Below are 14,959 nucleotides of genomic sequence, written 5' to 3' on the forward strand. Positions count from 1 at the left end.
CTTCCCTATTAACCAGCGTAAATCTGGCAGTGACACAGACGAGCAATCAACGTTCAGAGCTGGATTTCAGCTTTTCTACCTAGATCTGTAAAATTACTGAGATTCGTGTCAGCGATCGCCAACTTATGTCTAAAAAAGCAGATATGAGGGGTTATGTGCGACAAAGATGTGAATTTTTATGCAAAACATTTGTCTGAAATGATAGAACAGTTCATTCTCTCTTTTAGAATTAACACTAACATGCGTAACCTAAAGGAATGTCTCCGGTGACAGATTCTCCATCATCTGAACAAACATCTACTTCCGTTCTAACTAAACTCCTAGACGTAGATGCTGATTTGGCATCTCAGGAAGCTACACTCTTGGTGCAGCTAGAGGCTGTCCGTGAAAAGCGCAATAGCCTGAAAAGCGTGATTGGTATGTTTAGCTCCGCAGATACAGGTTCAACTCCTGCTGCACCTGCCGCACCTGCTGCGCCTGCTAAGCAGCCTGGCAAACCGGGTAGAAAGCCTAGAGCGAGTAAAGCTCAGGATGCTAAACCTGCACCTGTAGCCGATGAGGTGGCTCAGGAGCCTTCTACGCCTGCGTCTCCTCCAGAAGTAGAAGCAGAAACTGAAACTCCCGCTCCTGCTAAATCCGGTCGAGGTCGGCGGGCTAACCCTGAAAAACCTAAGCGTGGCGCTAAGCCAGCTAGAAAGCTAGAAGGTTGGCAGCGATATGTGCGGTCGGAGTTCGGTAAAACTCCTTTGCCTGAAGCCGTCTCGGTAGTGCTGCAACGCCAGCCCGAAGACATTATCGAAGTACCCGCGATTGTTGATGCCATCTTTGAGCAGGAAATGCCTCAGACTGTGCGCAACAAAGCTCGCGATCGCATTTTGCATGTGCTCTCGGCGGGCGTGAAAGAGAATAAGTGGTATCGCGGCAGAACTGGACAATACAGCCTGTCTCGCAATGCGGCTGCCTCTAACAAAGCGTCATAAGCAAAAACAAACCCCAACCTCTTTCGTTTAGCAGCTGAGCTAGCCAGAAGGTTGGGGTTTGTTTTTGGCTCTCTCAAGCACTTCTAGAAGGCGATCGCTATCTAGACTTGGGGGACATCATCTTGGCCAATCTGCCGCTCTACGTTGTCGATCGCAGCGTTGAGACCCGCCAATTTAGTTTCTAAGTCATCTCGCATCGATCGCAAGAAACCAAGTTTGCGTTCTAGGCGAGCTTTGCGAGAAATGGGTTCGTTACCGTAGCAGGCGTTGCCCCAGTTGTTGCTCCAGAAAGGAAACATAGTTCACCTCGCGTATATGTCTCTAACTTCTCTCTAACTTCCATGTTGGCTAAACTTTGCCAGGGACGCTGGACGGATCTCCTCACCTCCAAGGTAGGGCGAAGGATGGCAAGTGGCAGGCCAGCTAGAAAACAAATTCGTCGTAGTGGCAGGTGGGGCAACTGACATAGTGACCTTGCCAGCGAATCGGGCCATCGCCGCACTCTGGGCAGTAGAACGTGAAACTAGCGGAGATTAAACGGGTGCTAGGGCAAGATGCCTGGTTTTGTCGTTGGCGCGACTGAGAATTCTTTGCAGGCTGAGGTGGAGGCTGAGAAACTAAATATTTCTCTCGGTAAACTTGTTCGGCCATACCTTGCGCTTCTGCTTGAGTCCAGCGTTTCTGGGGCTTTAGCGTGGCCACTTGCCGGAAGGGATGCAGCATGGCGCTATCTCCGAGCAAAGTGGCGATCGCGCTGGCTACAGCTTTGCAACAACTCGCAGGCGATCGCACCACTTGTTCTTCGCTGAAGCGGATGATCAGCCAGCCTTGGTCTAGGAAATATTGATTTCGCTGTTGGTCTTTGGCAGAACCGAGATAGTGGATCGGTTTCTGGGTGCCGTAAGCGTAAGGCTCGTCAATCTCAAGATCAATATGTAAGTTGAGTGCCGCATCAATGTAAGCGAAGTCAGGCACATAGGGCTGCTTACACGCTGGGTTACTCACCAGCAGTCCCGTCTGGATTTTGCCAGGGAAATAGCGCCACAGATCATGCTCAAACTGGCTTTCAGAATGACCTTTGGGAGCCTTCATATGCACTCCCATCGGCGGCAAAGTTTGCTGCAAAGCTGCTTGAACTTGCAATGGAGATTCAGCAGCGGCGATCGCGGGAGGAATTAAAACACTAGGAAATCGCTCCATACTGCGATCATGGCAAATTATTCTTTACTTGTGCAGCGGTCGCATCCCAAAGCATCAGTTCATGCGTTGAGCTAAATTTCTAGCTTAGATCCAAGGTTCGTCATCGTCGTCCTCTGTCTCTGTCTTGGTCCTGGGATTAGTGTCCACTTTTCTGAAGGTCTCTGGATAGCTGGGAGTGGGAGTGAAAGGCTCATCCTCTTCTAGGAAGTCCCAGGGATCGTCTTCCTCATCGGCAAAGGCATATGTTGCTGCTTGAGGCTGAGGAGTTGAGGCAGGCGGTGGAGGAGAGACGGGAGGTTTGCTGACGACTGGCTCTGCGGTGGTTGGCGCTTGACTAGGCGGATAATGGCTCTGAAAACCTGTATTTGCCTGATCTACTACCGTTTGGGTGCGCTCCTTCACTTGCTCTGCCACGGTCTGACTGGTGGTTTTCGCTTGCTCCGTAAAGGTTTGGGTTTCTTCTTTGAGTTGATCTGTAAAGGTCTGTGCTGTTTCTTTGGCTTGTTCCGCGATCGCCTGTGCCCGTTCTTTGGCTTGCTCTGTCAGGCTTTGGGCTTGCTTCACCAGCGAGATATAGTCGTCTTTGAGGATGTTTCGAGCTTTGCTTAGCGTTTGTTTAATGCCAGGTCGATAGAGTTCAAACGATTTCACCGCACCTTCTGGCACCAGCACCCGCTTACGCCCAAAGCTGATGATGCGGCTCGGAGGTAGTTGATAGATATCCCCGGTGATGCCACTCCAGCCACTAGAGACAAACAAATATTGCGTGATTTCTCCGGTTTTCAGTTGGAAGCGGTAATCGGTGATGCGGCCAACTTTGTTACCAGCGTCGCTCCAGACTTCGCAATTGAGCAATGAATCTAGCTGCTTCACTTTTTCGCCGTCGGTTTCCTCTGGTTGGGAATGCACCAGAATGCTATTGGTACCGAGTGTTTGAATTTGTGGCAGCTTAAAGACAATCTTTTTTGCGCCTAAAAAGCCTGACTTGCAAATAAAGCCGAGGACGCGATGGGCTGCGGGATACATCCACAGCATATCGACTCGCCCCAACTCTTCCATGTTGTTGCGATCGAGGACTAATTGATTGAGCAAGTCGCTTTGCTTAACAACGTCTGCTTCAGCCGTCATGAAAACCTTAAGGTGAAGTGATGTCCTTACCTTTCAAGTCTATCCCAGTCGTTGTGAGATCCAGAACTTCCCTCAGCGATCGCCCCTCAACTCCGCTCCCTTTAAAGCTCGACCCTGACGGGAGTCCCCAACACCGCGATCTCATACAATTCACGAATGTCTTCATTCAACATCCGCACACAGCCATGCGAAGCCGCCTGACCCACAGAGTCGCGATCGGGGGTGCCATGAAAGCCAATCGAGTTGCGGCCATCGGTCCAAAAGGCAATCCAGCGATCGCCCAAAGGATTGCCAGGACCCGGAGGCATCACTTTTCGAGTGAAAGGATTGGTCCATCCAGGATTTTGCACCATCCCCATGACTCGAAATTGACCTGTGGGCGTCTCCCATCCAGAGCGACCGACTGCAACCGGATAGCTGACTTTGAGTTGCTTGCCTTGGTAGACGTAGAGGCGGCGTTGCTTCAGCTTCAGCACCAATCGAGTTTCTTGCGTCGTCACATCTGGCAGAATCGGACGAATCGGAGGCAACTCTGGAATATAGGGAGTCAGAGCCTTAGCTTTTAGCTCTGGCATAGGAGCTGGCGCTTGATTACGGTTGAGGTTCGTTTGGGCAACTTGGGCAACTACTGGAGTAGCAACAGCACTCAAGCAAATGGCTGCCCCTAAACAAACCCACAGAGAACGATCTGGAAACACGGCTACGCTTTGTCCTAACGGTCGAAATTCTGGTGCGATGGAGTTACTGCTGCTGCAATGGAATCACCAGAGAGCAGCAGGATTTGGATCAGTGATCGGAGCTGGGGTGCTTCCGGAGCCCTGAGTTGGCTGAGTTGGCTCAGCTTCTGGGGCGGCAGTCGGAGTATCTGTTGGTGTTGCGTTCTCTTCTACTGAGGCAGCATCAATATTTGAGGGAGCTTGAGGAGAAGTCACAGGCTCTGAAGTCGGAGATGTTTCTGCGGCAGGAGTAGGAGTAGGAACGGGTTCCTCGATCGCTGGCACGACGAAAGACCCTGGCGGTGTTGTGGCGGGCTGAGAGGTATTAGTGGGCTGGGAAGTGGGGCTGGTTTCTGGCGCGGGTGTAGGTTCTGGGGTAGCACTGGGCCTGGGTGAAGCAGGAGATTCAGAAGCGGGAGTGGGGGGCGGCGCATCTTGAGCTTGAGCGGATAGAGGAGCCGCAAGCGCTAAACTCACCACAGATAGCGAAACGACGGAACCACAGAGCCACTGAAAGATGTGGGATGACTGCTGACTCATGGATGTGTCCTCCTGAAAATTGGGGCTTTTTCTAATGGATGCGAGGTGGAGATACTTTTCTCAAGAGCGAGGCATTTCTAGGGGTGTGCGATCGCAAGAGAGATTAGTGCCTACCAAGCTACCATTCTGCCAAGTGCCAGATTGAGATGAACCATCCGCAAAGATGAATGTTCCGCGTCCGTTGCATTTATTTTGGCGAAACTCTCCGACATAGCGATCGCCATTCTCCAGAGTCCAAAGGCCTTGACCCTGAAACCAGTCATCCTGAAATTGCCCGACATAGCTTCTGCCATTGGCAAAGGTGAAGGTGCCGCAGCCATTACGTTTGCCGTTGCGATATTCGCCGTCATAGCGATTGCCACTGCTATAGGCCATCGTGCCACGCCCATCCGTAGGTTCGCCATTGGCTAGAGGGCCAAAATATTGCGTCCCCGTTTGGTATTCGTAGTCAGGAGCACGATTGGGCAAAGCCGGGGGCGGTGGTTCTTGGCAAGGTAAAGCGGGCAAACTGGCAACGGTGACTGGCGATCGCTGAGCTGTATTAGTTTGTGCCGTAGGCGCTTCAGCTTGGGTCAAGCGGAGAATCACGGTGCTGGCAACTGCGGTTAGGCTGATGCCAATCAGTACTCCTGCCGCAATTAAGCGCCACTTACGCTCCTGTGGTGGAGTAAAAGCAGGGATGGTTTGACTGGGATGAGGAGATTGGGCGGCCAAATTGTCTGCCCGAGTTAAAACAGCAGCGGTTGTAGTGGCGCTACCCAGGGCGATCGCCGTCGTTGAGAGCTGAGATACCTGCCCCGGACGCATGCTTTGGGGAGCTACCTGCACGAGTTGGCTTAACTTACCTGGCTTGAACTTTCCTTGGGCGGGTTGTCGTTGCTGTTGCTCCCTTTGCAAGTAAACATATTTACAAGTGATGTCTTCTAATTGTGTGGCGCTGTTAATTTGCCAACCTTCAAGGCAAGCTCCCGTTAGTGCAGCCAAATTGAAATTGGTAGATGTCGCGATCGCCTCTGTCAGGTTGGTGTGATTTAAATTGGCTTGACTGAGATCAGCACCTTCTAAGTTTGCCTGACTGAGATTAGCTTGGTTCAACTTGGCACTACTGGCATAAGCTCCTTGCAGATCGGCACCTGAGAGATCTGCGCCTGTCAAATTAGCGCCAATTAAGCAAGCGCGACTCAAATCTACACCACTCAGATTCGCCCCTGCTAAGTTCGCCTCAAACAGATAAGCTCTGCTGAGGTCTGGTTTGATCGTAGGGTTTTCCTCTCTCCAAGAATTCCAAGAATCTGCTCCTTGTTCCAGCAGACTCAGAAATTCGTGCTCTGTTTCTATCATGGAGAACTCCTACTCGCACAAACTACATCGGGACGTGGGAGCATAACTAGCATCAGTAAAAATGATATAGCTTGTCATCTCCCTTGAGAATGTTGTCTGAACAGGGCGAATGGTTGCCAACATGACTGGTCTAAATCAAGCGATCGTCACTCTGCAAAATCGCTTGCATTAGGTTAAGCCATCAGTAGACTTTCGTGGTTGCTCCCTTATTCCACCGTCTAAACTGGCACAACGAATATTCTTCCTAGCTCAGTAATAGCAAATGCCCTCGACTCACTCTCCTCTAGGTCACAGGCAGAAATGAGAACCACCATCTGCTAAGGTGTGCCTCTAGACAGGCGTTTGGGCACTTCGGGTCACTTACTTTTGTTGTATTGCTGGCTCAGGCAATCTGCCAGCGAGTCATTTAACCGTTGGTTTAATCAATCTGGAGTGATCACAGATGAATGTGGAAGAACTTGTGCAACGCTACAGTGCTGGAGAGCGAGACTTTAGCATCATTGACCTCAGAGGAGCTGTTCTGGAAGGAATTAATTTGAGTGGAGCCATTTTGCATGGAGCTATGCTGGATGGAGCTAACTTGCGGCGGGCCAACCTCAGCCAAGCAACATTGAGCGGAGCCGCCCTCAAGGGTGCGGATTTGACTCAAGCTGACCTGAGTGGTGCGGATTTGAGTGATGCTGTGCTCGATGAAGCAATTTTAGAAGGAGCCATGCTCGACAGCGCGATTTTAGATCAAGCTGATCTGAAAGCTGCTAACTTAGCGGGGGCAGTCCTCAGTGAAGCAGACTTAAGTGAGGCAGATTTAGAAGCAGCCAATTTGACTGGAGCCGACTTAGAGGTGGCGAATCTACATCAAGCCAATTTAAGCAAAGCGGCACTAGAACGCGCCAATCTAGAAGGAGCCAATCTAGAGGATGTCAATCTAGCCGGAGCCAAACTGGAGGATGCCAAACTAGAAGACACCGTTCTAGAGAGTGGAGATAGCACCCTAATCAGCTAGGCAGGGGTTAGGTGAGTCGAGGAAGTGTTGGCGATCGCGATCGCAATTCTCCCAACGCTATTACTTCAGCTTCTGTTGCGATCTCTCTGTTTGGTCCAAAACTTCATCGGCAATTTGGCACCAATCCTGTCGTAAGGGCGCGTCTTCTGGCTTGCTCGTTAAGGTGCGTCCTTTCAGTTCTGGGTGCTGAGCGTAGAATTTCTCATTCACTTGTGGATAGAAAGAGCCTGTAGGCAGGTTGAGGGCTTCATAACGTTTCAACACCTGCTCTTGGCAACTGGAGCCTGGAACGGAATCGGCAACTTGAGAACTGGGGATGATCGAGTCTTTTAGCCAAGCCAGCAGAGCAGGGCCAAACCAATAGCTCACGCCTACGAACACCAAAACACTGATTCCTAAAATCAGCAATTTTTTGACCAGATACCAAATGGGTTTGAGTAATAAATAATAGATGGGCTTGATCACGAGCCAGGAAACCAGATTGCCCAAAAACCCCAAAAATGACCGTTTCGGTGGCTGAACCGAACTCGGTGCAGGGCTGACCGGAGCAGGAGCAGGAGCAGGAGCTAGAGGCGCTGGCTGAGGAGCTGGTGCGACTGGTTGCCGAGCGATCGGAGCAACCACCCAAGTTTTTGCCCTAGAGACACTAGACTTGGCTTTCGGTTGTCTAGCGGGAGCCGCAGGCTGAGCAGGTTGAGCGACTCTGGCAACCGCTAATGTCTGGGCTTGAGAAACCGGGTGCGATCGCACTAGAGGCTGGAGAGCTTGTCTGACTTCTTGGGTGGATGCGTAGCGATCGCACTCGTGTTCTGCCAACATCTTTTCCAAGACAGCAGCAAATTGAGAGTTCAGCTTTAAGGTTTGCCGCCAGCACCAAGTACGTTGGTGAGCATCATATAAATCAGCCGGATTCTTGCCAGTAAGTAATACCAAAATGGTTACGGCTAAAGCATACAGATCACTAGCTGCGGAAGCTTTGCCATATCTCTGCTCAATCGGAGTGTAGCCTGGCTTCTCTAGCTGCGTGGGGATGGGCTGTTGGGTCAACTGGCGCACTGCGGTCGCCGCCACCTGTTTCACACCGCCAAAATCTATTAGAACTGGCTTACCTGTAAACCGCTGCTGAATTAAATTGTCTGGGGAAATATCACGATGAATTACGCCTTGAGCGTGAATGTATTCCAGCACAGGCAATAAATCGAGCAAGAGACCCAGGGCATCCGGTTCACTAAACTTTTGTCCTTGCTCTAGCAGTTCCCAGTAAGTCGGGCCTTCAATATATTGTTGAACCAGGAAAAGATAATCTTCTCCATTTAAATGAGTCTGAATTAACTCGCGAAATTCCGGGATTTGGGGATGGTGCAGTTGGTAGAGCACCCCCGCTTCTCGTTGAAACAGCTCAGCCGCCCTTTGCAGAACTGCTGTCCCTTTAACTTGGGGAGCAAATTCCTTCAAGACGCAATATTCATGAAAGCGGTTGAGGTTTTCAGCCAAATAAACACGTCCGAAGCCCCCTTGGCCCAACATGCGAACAATTTTGTACCGCTTGTCTAAAATCAGGTCCGGATGAATGGGTGAGGAGTGAGGCATTGATTGAGCGTGCTTTCCCAGCCAGCGAGTCTGTGTCAGATTAGAAATCTTATTGTCATCTTACACAAGTCGTTGCTCGGATCTGGGAAATTTAACCTGACCTCAAAATGCTAAGAAGCGGCTGACGAATTAGGCTGACGATTGTAATCATCCTGGAACCGCACAATGTCGTCTTCTCCCAAATAATCACCGTTTTGCACTTCAATCAAGACCAGCGGAATTACGCCGGGGTTTTCCAGCCGATGTTGGGTGCATTGAGGCACATAAGTAGATTGATTGTTGTACAAGGTTAATTCTTGGCCATCACAAAGCACCCGCGCTGTACCTGAGAGCACAATCCAATGTTCGCTGCGATGATGGTGCATTTGCAGACTGAGGCGATGACCCGGTTTGACCTCAATGCGCTTAATCTTGTAGCCTCTGCCTTCTTCGAGAATGGTGAAAGATCCCCAAGGACGTAGCTCGGTGGCGGCGATACTAGCCGAGACAGGACTGGATGTAGCCATCGATGCAGGATGTGAGGTTACTTGAGTCATTTCTCGAGGTTTAGCCAAAGTTTTCCTCCCTGGAATTACTTCAAAACGAAAAATCTAGAGGATTTGAGCCAGCGATCGCACTGCCTTACAAACCTCTTTTGACTCTGGAGGACACCATAGCAAATGTTTACTGAAGGTTGTCATCCTAATTGGTGTCATGCACTCATCTCTAGCATCGAGTCTGACATTGAATCTGGTGTTGAACTTTGTAGCTGTATTGCCGTCAGACAGGGAGGTTTGCCCTTAAACCAAGACTCAAAAGACAAATCTGGAAATTAAATACTTAAAAAATTAGGGTGAAACACAGAAAAATATAACCCTAAACTCGAAAATTATTTCAATTCAGCATTTGTTCTCTCTTCATAAACCCTATCCTTATCAGTCTTTGAGGTACCGAATAGATTAACTACTGCAATCCTGGTTAGCTAAGCGCTTTAGGAAATGCAGTTAGGCACTGAACGAGGTAGACGATAGAGAGCTAGGAAAGGTTGCAGCTAGGAAAGGTGCGATCGCCATCTACTTCTGAATTTTGCGAGTTGACAAACTTGGCCTCCCTCTGTAGATAGATTTAGTTATGTAAAGCAACATCACTCTATAGGGTGATGATGATCGCTTAAAAAACTCCGTATCGTTCGTAGAAGCTGCACTCGTTAGCAGTACAGGGTACGTGCCAAGTGTATGGCTTTGTATCAGCACCCGTGAGCCATCTACCGTTGACCGTACACGCTTTAGTTCCCTTTTATGTTTGTTCCCTCCAGTGCATGGCAGAGCATCCAGTGAGTCAGTCCCGTCACTAGATCTCGTTTAGAACCGATGCTACAGAAGTTGCTCTACCTCTATAAAACAAACTCAGTCAGTCGATCAGTTTCTTTATTACTAGAGGTAATTGAGCTAGGAGATATGTCAATTGTGGAACCAAGAACCTGATTTTTTGAGCTTGCCACCCTATTTCTCAATATCCTTTAGTTCAGTTTCTAAGGCTATCTTGAGGTTCTTAGGTAGGGTGGACTACAAAGATTTTGTCATGCTTAAACTACACTGCAAATAAAGCCTAGGTTAAGCAAATTTTGTAGGCTTTGTTACTTGCAATTGTTGGATTTTAACTGAGCATATTGATCAGTTATTGATTCATGCTTCAAGTGCGTTTTAAACACCAGATTGGCTAAGGCCAAGGAGGATTGTTTATGCAATTACAAATTGAGTGTAACAACACTTCCTTGACAGACCAAGCTTGCCTATTATGCAATCAAGAATTTGAGTTGCAAGAAGCAAGAGTTATCGTTTGCAATGAAGGCGGAAAGAACTGTGGCGATCTCTGCCCTGGGTGTATTTCCAAAGGTCCAGAGTGGATTTGGCATCGATTGCTACAGACATCAAATATCTCACTAAAGGCAGAGATGATCTCCATTTCCCTCTAGCCCTGGAATGTTTTTACTAGCCTTAACTAGACGCAACATAAGAGTTGAAAACTATCTAGTTTAAAGGCTGGCTTCCGGGTAAAACCGTAATCCATGATTCTTGGTTAGCCATGAGAGTTGCTTTAGTTCATGACTATTTAACGCAACGAGGTGGTGCAGAGCGAGTCTTTGAACTGCTTTGCAAGCGATATCCTAAGGCCGATATTTTTACCTCTCTCTACGATCCTAAACGAACAATTGACCTAGGCGATCGCTTTGTCAACACAACTTTACTTCAGCGCATTCCAGGAGCTAGCAAATACTTTCGATTGATGGCACCGTTCTACTTTCCAGCATTTCGATCGCTGGATTTACGGGACTATGACTTAATCATTAGCAGTAGTACTAGTTTCGCTAAAGCAGTTAAAAAAGGCCCAGGATCATGTCATGTTTGTTTTTGCCACAATGTGACGCGATTTCTTTGGGATACCCAGACTTATTTGCGGGAGTATGGCACCTATCACAGGTTCTATCCCTTGCTGGAAAATGTTTTCCACCGGATGCGAAATCTGGATTTGCAATATGCTCAGGAACCTGATCTATATATTGCCAATTCTAGTGTGGTAGCAAAACGCATTCAGCAAATCTATGGCAAGCCAGCCCTAGTAATTAATTATCCAATTGACAGCAGTAAATTTCTGTTTGCTGACCACAAAGCAGACTTTTATCTAGCTTCGGCTCGGTTGATTAGTTATAAGCGGATGGATGTAATTATTGAGGCGTTTAACTGGCTGGGATGGCCCTTGCTGATTACAGGTGATGGGCCAGAGCGATCGCGCTTAGAAGCTCAAGCCTTAAGCAACATTCGGTTTCTCGGTCATGTTAGTGATGCCAAACGCACTCAACTGATGGCGCAAGCCCGCTCAGTAGTAGTAGCAGCTCTAGAAGACTACGGTTTGGTACCTGTAGAAGCCAACGCTAGCGGCACTCCAGTCATCTCTTATGGAGCTGGGGGAGTGCTAGATACCCAAGTGCCGGGAAAAACGGGTGTCTTTTTCAATCGGCAAACGCCCGAAGCGCTGCAAACTGCTTTATTTGCAGCCTCAGATATGACTTGGGATTATGGCAAAATTCGCCAACATGCCATGAGCCGTTTTTCGGAAGAGGCCTTCTTTGACCAAGTCGATCAGGTGATGGAGCAGGCTTGTTACTAAGATTGCGGATGATTTGATTGTTGAACTGTTTCCGAGGTGAGGGATGGTAGACCTAACTGAAAGCAAGCTCATAGAAGCTGCTGACACAGATCCAGGATATGGACAACTGTTTGCAGTGCTGATGCGGCGACGCTTCTGGCTCTTGGGTGTATTTAGTGGCGTTGTATCGATCGCTGCGGTCCTCACATTTCTAGCTGAGCCTATTTACCAAAGCTCCATGCAATTGCTGGTGGAATCCAACTACCAAAGCAAAAAAGGAGAAAACGGCAGTACAGAAGTCCCTTTCGCGGACGCTACGGTTGAGGTGGACAATGCCACGCAACTAACTCTAATGCGGAGTTCTCATCTCTTACAGCGGGCGGTCAAGATTCTGAAGCCGCAATACCCAGAGATTACGGTGGCGGAGATTCAAAAATCGTTGGTCTTGACTCAGCTGATGGAGGACAAAGTCAAAACCAAGGTGTTTCAGGCGGTCTATACCGATTCTGATCCAGAGAAAACCAAAAAAGTTTTGCAAGCCATTCAAAAGGTTTACCAAGACTACAACCGGGAGCAGCAACAGCAGCGCTTATCCAAAGGTTTGTCTTTTATTACTGACCAAGTGCCGAAGGTCCAACGGCAGGTAAATCAAGCGGAAGATGCGCTGGAGAAGTTCCGCGATCGCCAAAATCTAATTGATCCCGAAGCCCAATCGAAAGCTTTGTTTGATGCGCTGAATAGTGTGCGGCAAGAACAACGCACTAATCAGGCGCAGCTCAAGGATATGCAGGCTCGTTATGTGGCTTTGCAACAGCAAGTCAAGCGATCGCCCCAAGAAGCCTTGGTTGCCTCTCGCTTGAGCCAATCGTCACGCTACCAAACCTTACTAAACGAGCTGCAAAAAAGTGAATTAACCCTAGAGCAGCAACGGCTCCGCTTTAAGGATTTTGACCCGCACATTAAGTCTTTGCTAGAGCAGCGGCAACGACAACTCGGTTTATTGCGGGCCGAGGTCAGCCGTGTTTTAGGAACCGTTCCCGCACAATTTAACGCCTCAGGGAACGACTTACTCAAAGCAGGCCAACTAGGCGCAACAGACTTAACGCTGATTACTCAATTGGTTGATGCTCAGGTCAATACCAGAGCTTTACAAGCTCGAGGGCAAAGCTTGAGCCAAACGGAACAGCAATTAACGGCAGAACTTAAGCGCTTTCCCCGCTTGCTAGCGGAATATGGGCGGCTACAACCGAATGTGGAAGTGGGTCGGGAAACACTGCAACAGTTGCTGAAGGCGAAGCAAGAACTAGCGCTGGAAATTGCGCGGGGTGGCTTTGACTGGCAAGTGGTAGAAGCGGCCCAACTAGGAACCCAAATTGGCCCGAGCCTGAAGCAAAACTTACTTCTAGGAGTGGTAGCAGGCTTAATTCTGGGCAGTGTCACCGCCTTTGTCCGGGAGGGTATTGATGATGCGGTTCACAGCTCCGATGAACTGGAGAAACAAGTGGCAGTACCTTTACTAGGCTTGATCCCAGCGGTGCCTCGCTCTGGCTTTAGTGAGCCGATGCTCAACTTATCCTTCCGCAAAACTCCCGCTTTGGCTCCTGCTACGCTTCAAGTCGTAGATTGGCCTCCCTTCCGGGAATCGCTGGACCTGATTTACAAAAACATTCAGCTACTCAACTCCACCTTCCCTTTTAGCTCCTTGGTAGTTACCTCCGCTTTATCGGGTGAAGGTAAATCGACTCTGGCTTTAGGGTTGGCGATGAGTGCGGCTCGCTTGCACCAACGAGTGCTGTTGATTGATGCGGATCTCCGCCGTCCCAGTTTGCACAAGCAGCTAAATCTGCCCAATGAGCAAGGACTGTCTACCTTGCTGGCTAGCGATCGCCCGATTACGGAGGAGCACAGTTATATTCAGCCAGCGATCGCCTATAGCAACATTTCCATCTTGACGGCTGGCCCCACGCCCGCTGATCCCGCCAAGCTCCTGAGTTCGCGCCGCATGGCAGAGCTAATCTCTACTTTTGAGGAATCCTACGACCTCGTGTTACTGGATGCTCCGCCAGTTTTGGGCATTGTCGATGCCATTCTCACAGCGTCCTTCTGTAGTGGAGTGTTGATGGTGGGACGGATGGGACAAGTGACCCGTAGCGAGCTAACTCAAGCCACCAACATGCTGAGCAAACTCAACATGGTTGGCGTAATTGCCAATGGCGCTGAAATGCCAGCAAATAACTATCTACCCTACGCTCGGTCTGCCTAGTAATCTGCGTGTTGCCGTGGATTGAATCTTTGAATCTATCAACTTCAGATGTCGAAATTGGTTACCGATTGAATTTCATCCGAGTCACCTTATCCCTCTGAATCGCTATGAATCTACTTTCAATCCCTACAAATTCTGTCCAGGTTCTCCCCAAGAGCGATCGCTCTTTTAAGTACGAACTGAAATGGCGGCAAAAACATCTAGTAGTCCGCCGCGCTCCCAACAGCGCTAGCAACCACCTACCCTCTCTAGAAAGCCAGCGTTGGCTAATCGCCTGCCTCAAGCGATCGCCCATTCGCCTGATCAGTCTTGCTCCGGATGTAGGAGAAGAGAAACTCCGGTTCTGGGCGGATGCCTGTGAGCAAGCAGGTAAGTCTTTGTTCCTGACTATTCCCAACACCTCAGAATTACCGAAGAAGCAATCTGGCAGGAGTTGGCGGATCAAGCGTCTGCTGGACCGAGTTGCCGCCGCGATCGCCATTCTCCTCCTCAGTCCTGTGTTCCTTGCGATCGCCTTACTGGTACGTTTGCAATCTCCTGGCCCAATTCTCTTCTGCCAGTGGCGAGTGGGCGAACGAGGTCGTTTGTTCCGGATCTATAAGTTCCGCACCATGAGCGCGAATGCCGAGCAACTGCACCACCAAGTGATGGGCCATCAGCCAGGCTTGCACAAACATGAGAACGATCCCCGCGTCACTCCTAATGGTCGTTGGTTACGCAAGTACAGTCTGGATGAGCTACCCCAACTATTTAATGTGCTGCGCGGAGAGATGAGTTTTGTTGGTCCTCGTCCTTGGGCGCTGTATGACGCAGTCCGGATCAGCCCCGAAGTCAGGCAGCGACTGAATGCGCTCCCCGGAATTACCGGACCGTGGCAGGTGATGGCTCGTTCCAATATGCGAGACATTGATACAGTCAACCGCTCTGATTTGAAATATCTCCGTCACTGGTCACTTTGGCAGGACTTAAAAATTCTCCTGCTCACAGTGCCCAAGGTTCTAACTGGTTTCGGTGCCTACTAAGGTCGTTGGATGATATGCCATCCCCACATTATCCCGTCTTCAACTCCCCT

General features: G+C 49.5%; 13 protein-coding genes. 5 read left to right on the forward strand and 8 right to left on the reverse strand.

Features of this window, described 5'->3' with window-relative positions:
- Positions 1–257 precede the first annotated feature (257 nt).
- Complete coding sequence (locus tag H6F68_RS17030; RefSeq protein WP_190560819.1) at positions 258–980, forward strand: hypothetical protein; 723 nt, start codon at positions 258–260, stop codon at positions 978–980.
- Positions 981–1,081: 101 nt separating this feature from the next.
- On the opposite strand, the gene H6F68_RS17035 is transcribed toward H6F68_RS17030, so the two are convergent.
- The 6 genes from H6F68_RS17035 to H6F68_RS17060 form a co-directional block, all read right to left on the reverse strand.
- Positions 1,082–1,279, reverse strand: coding sequence for a hypothetical protein (locus H6F68_RS17035; protein WP_190552285.1), 198 nt, complete (start codon positions 1,277–1,279; stop codon positions 1,082–1,084).
- Between the two features lie 124 nt (positions 1,280–1,403).
- Positions 1,404–2,180: an endonuclease domain-containing protein gene (locus H6F68_RS17040; RefSeq protein WP_190560821.1), complete on the reverse strand. Its 777-nt coding sequence runs from the start codon at positions 2,178–2,180 to the stop codon at positions 1,404–1,406.
- An 84-nt stretch (positions 2,181–2,264) separates the two neighbouring features.
- A complete protein-coding gene (locus H6F68_RS17045; RefSeq protein WP_190560823.1) occupies positions 2,265–3,308 on the reverse strand; it encodes a PRC-barrel domain-containing protein in 1,044 nt (347 codons plus the stop codon).
- A 101-nt stretch (positions 3,309–3,409) separates the two neighbouring features.
- On the reverse strand, positions 3,410–4,006 hold the full coding sequence (locus tag H6F68_RS17050; RefSeq protein WP_313930185.1) for a L,D-transpeptidase: 597 nt from the start codon (positions 4,004–4,006) through the stop codon (positions 3,410–3,412).
- 63 nt (positions 4,007–4,069) lie between these two features.
- The gene (locus tag H6F68_RS17055; RefSeq protein WP_190560825.1) at positions 4,070–4,564 is read right to left on the reverse strand and encodes a hypothetical protein; all 495 of its coding nucleotides are present in this window, start codon (positions 4,562–4,564) and stop codon (positions 4,070–4,072) included.
- 60 nt (positions 4,565–4,624) lie between these two features.
- On the reverse strand, positions 4,625–5,905 hold the full coding sequence (locus tag H6F68_RS17060; RefSeq protein ID WP_190560827.1) for a pentapeptide repeat-containing protein: 1,281 nt from the start codon (positions 5,903–5,905) through the stop codon (positions 4,625–4,627).
- A gap of 442 nt (positions 5,906–6,347) precedes the next feature.
- On the opposite strand from H6F68_RS17060, the gene H6F68_RS17065 reads away from it, so the two are divergent.
- Positions 6,348–6,908, forward strand: coding sequence for a pentapeptide repeat-containing protein (locus tag H6F68_RS17065; protein ID WP_190560829.1), 561 nt, complete (start codon positions 6,348–6,350; stop codon positions 6,906–6,908).
- Positions 6,909–6,968: 60 nt separating this feature from the next.
- On the opposite strand, the gene H6F68_RS17070 is transcribed toward H6F68_RS17065, so the two are convergent.
- Both H6F68_RS17070 and H6F68_RS17075 read right to left on the reverse strand, forming a co-directional pair.
- Positions 6,969–8,498, reverse strand: a complete 1,530-nt coding sequence (locus H6F68_RS17070; protein ID WP_190560831.1) for a serine/threonine-protein kinase — start codon at positions 8,496–8,498, stop codon at positions 6,969–6,971.
- Between the two features lie 110 nt (positions 8,499–8,608).
- On the reverse strand, positions 8,609–9,004 hold the full coding sequence (locus tag H6F68_RS17075) for a phosphomannose isomerase type II C-terminal cupin domain (RefSeq protein ID WP_242065554.1): 396 nt from the start codon (positions 9,002–9,004) through the stop codon (positions 8,609–8,611).
- 1,558 nt (positions 9,005–10,562) lie between these two features.
- On the opposite strand from H6F68_RS17075, the gene H6F68_RS17080 reads away from it, so the two are divergent.
- The 3 genes from H6F68_RS17080 to hepC all read left to right on the forward strand — a co-directional run bounded on the left by H6F68_RS17080 (position 10,563) and on the right by hepC (position 14,909).
- Positions 10,563–11,645, forward strand: a complete 1,083-nt coding sequence (locus H6F68_RS17080; protein WP_190560833.1) for a glycosyltransferase — start codon at positions 10,563–10,565, stop codon at positions 11,643–11,645.
- 43 nt (positions 11,646–11,688) lie between these two features.
- The gene (locus H6F68_RS17085) at positions 11,689–13,887 is read left to right on the forward strand and encodes a polysaccharide biosynthesis tyrosine autokinase (RefSeq protein ID WP_190560835.1); all 2,199 of its coding nucleotides are present in this window, start codon (positions 11,689–11,691) and stop codon (positions 13,885–13,887) included.
- Between the two features lie 107 nt (positions 13,888–13,994).
- Positions 13,995–14,909, forward strand: coding sequence for a heterocyst development glycosyltransferase HepC (hepC, locus tag H6F68_RS17090; RefSeq protein WP_190560837.1), 915 nt, complete (start codon positions 13,995–13,997; stop codon positions 14,907–14,909).
- The last annotated feature ends 50 nt before the right edge of the window (positions 14,910–14,959 follow it).

The organism is Trichocoleus sp. FACHB-262 (genome assembly GCF_014696035.1).
Classification (GTDB): domain Bacteria; phylum Cyanobacteriota; class Cyanobacteriia; order FACHB-46; family FACHB-46; genus Trichocoleus.

Bases quoted from the DNA above. Each gene is read 5' to 3' on its own strand.
- H6F68_RS17030 (WP_190560819.1), top strand. From the start codon at position 258: ATGTCTCCGGTGACAGATTCTCCATCATCTGAACAAACATCTACTTCC.
- H6F68_RS17035 (WP_190552285.1), bottom strand. From the start codon at position 1,279: ATGTTTCCTTTCTGGAGCAACAACTGGGGCAACGCCTGCTACGGTAAC.
- H6F68_RS17040 (WP_190560821.1), bottom strand. From the start codon at position 2,180: ATGGAGCGATTTCCTAGTGTTTTAATTCCTCCCGCGATCGCCGCTGCT.
- H6F68_RS17045 (WP_190560823.1), bottom strand. From the start codon at position 3,308: ATGACGGCTGAAGCAGACGTTGTTAAGCAAAGCGACTTGCTCAATCAA.
- H6F68_RS17055 (WP_190560825.1), bottom strand. From the start codon at position 4,564: ATGAGTCAGCAGTCATCCCACATCTTTCAGTGGCTCTGTGGTTCCGTC.
- H6F68_RS17060 (WP_190560827.1), bottom strand. From the start codon at position 5,905: ATGATAGAAACAGAGCACGAATTTCTGAGTCTGCTGGAACAAGGAGCA.
- H6F68_RS17065 (WP_190560829.1), top strand. From the start codon at position 6,348: ATGAATGTGGAAGAACTTGTGCAACGCTACAGTGCTGGAGAGCGAGAC.
- H6F68_RS17070 (WP_190560831.1), bottom strand. From the start codon at position 8,498: ATGCCTCACTCCTCACCCATTCATCCGGACCTGATTTTAGACAAGCGG.
- H6F68_RS17075 (WP_242065554.1), bottom strand. From the start codon at position 9,004: ATGGCTACATCCAGTCCTGTCTCGGCTAGTATCGCCGCCACCGAGCTA.
- H6F68_RS17080 (WP_190560833.1), top strand. From the start codon at position 10,563: ATGAGAGTTGCTTTAGTTCATGACTATTTAACGCAACGAGGTGGTGCA.
- H6F68_RS17085 (WP_190560835.1), top strand. From the start codon at position 11,689: ATGGTAGACCTAACTGAAAGCAAGCTCATAGAAGCTGCTGACACAGAT.
- hepC (WP_190560837.1), top strand. From the start codon at position 13,995: ATGAATCTACTTTCAATCCCTACAAATTCTGTCCAGGTTCTCCCCAAG.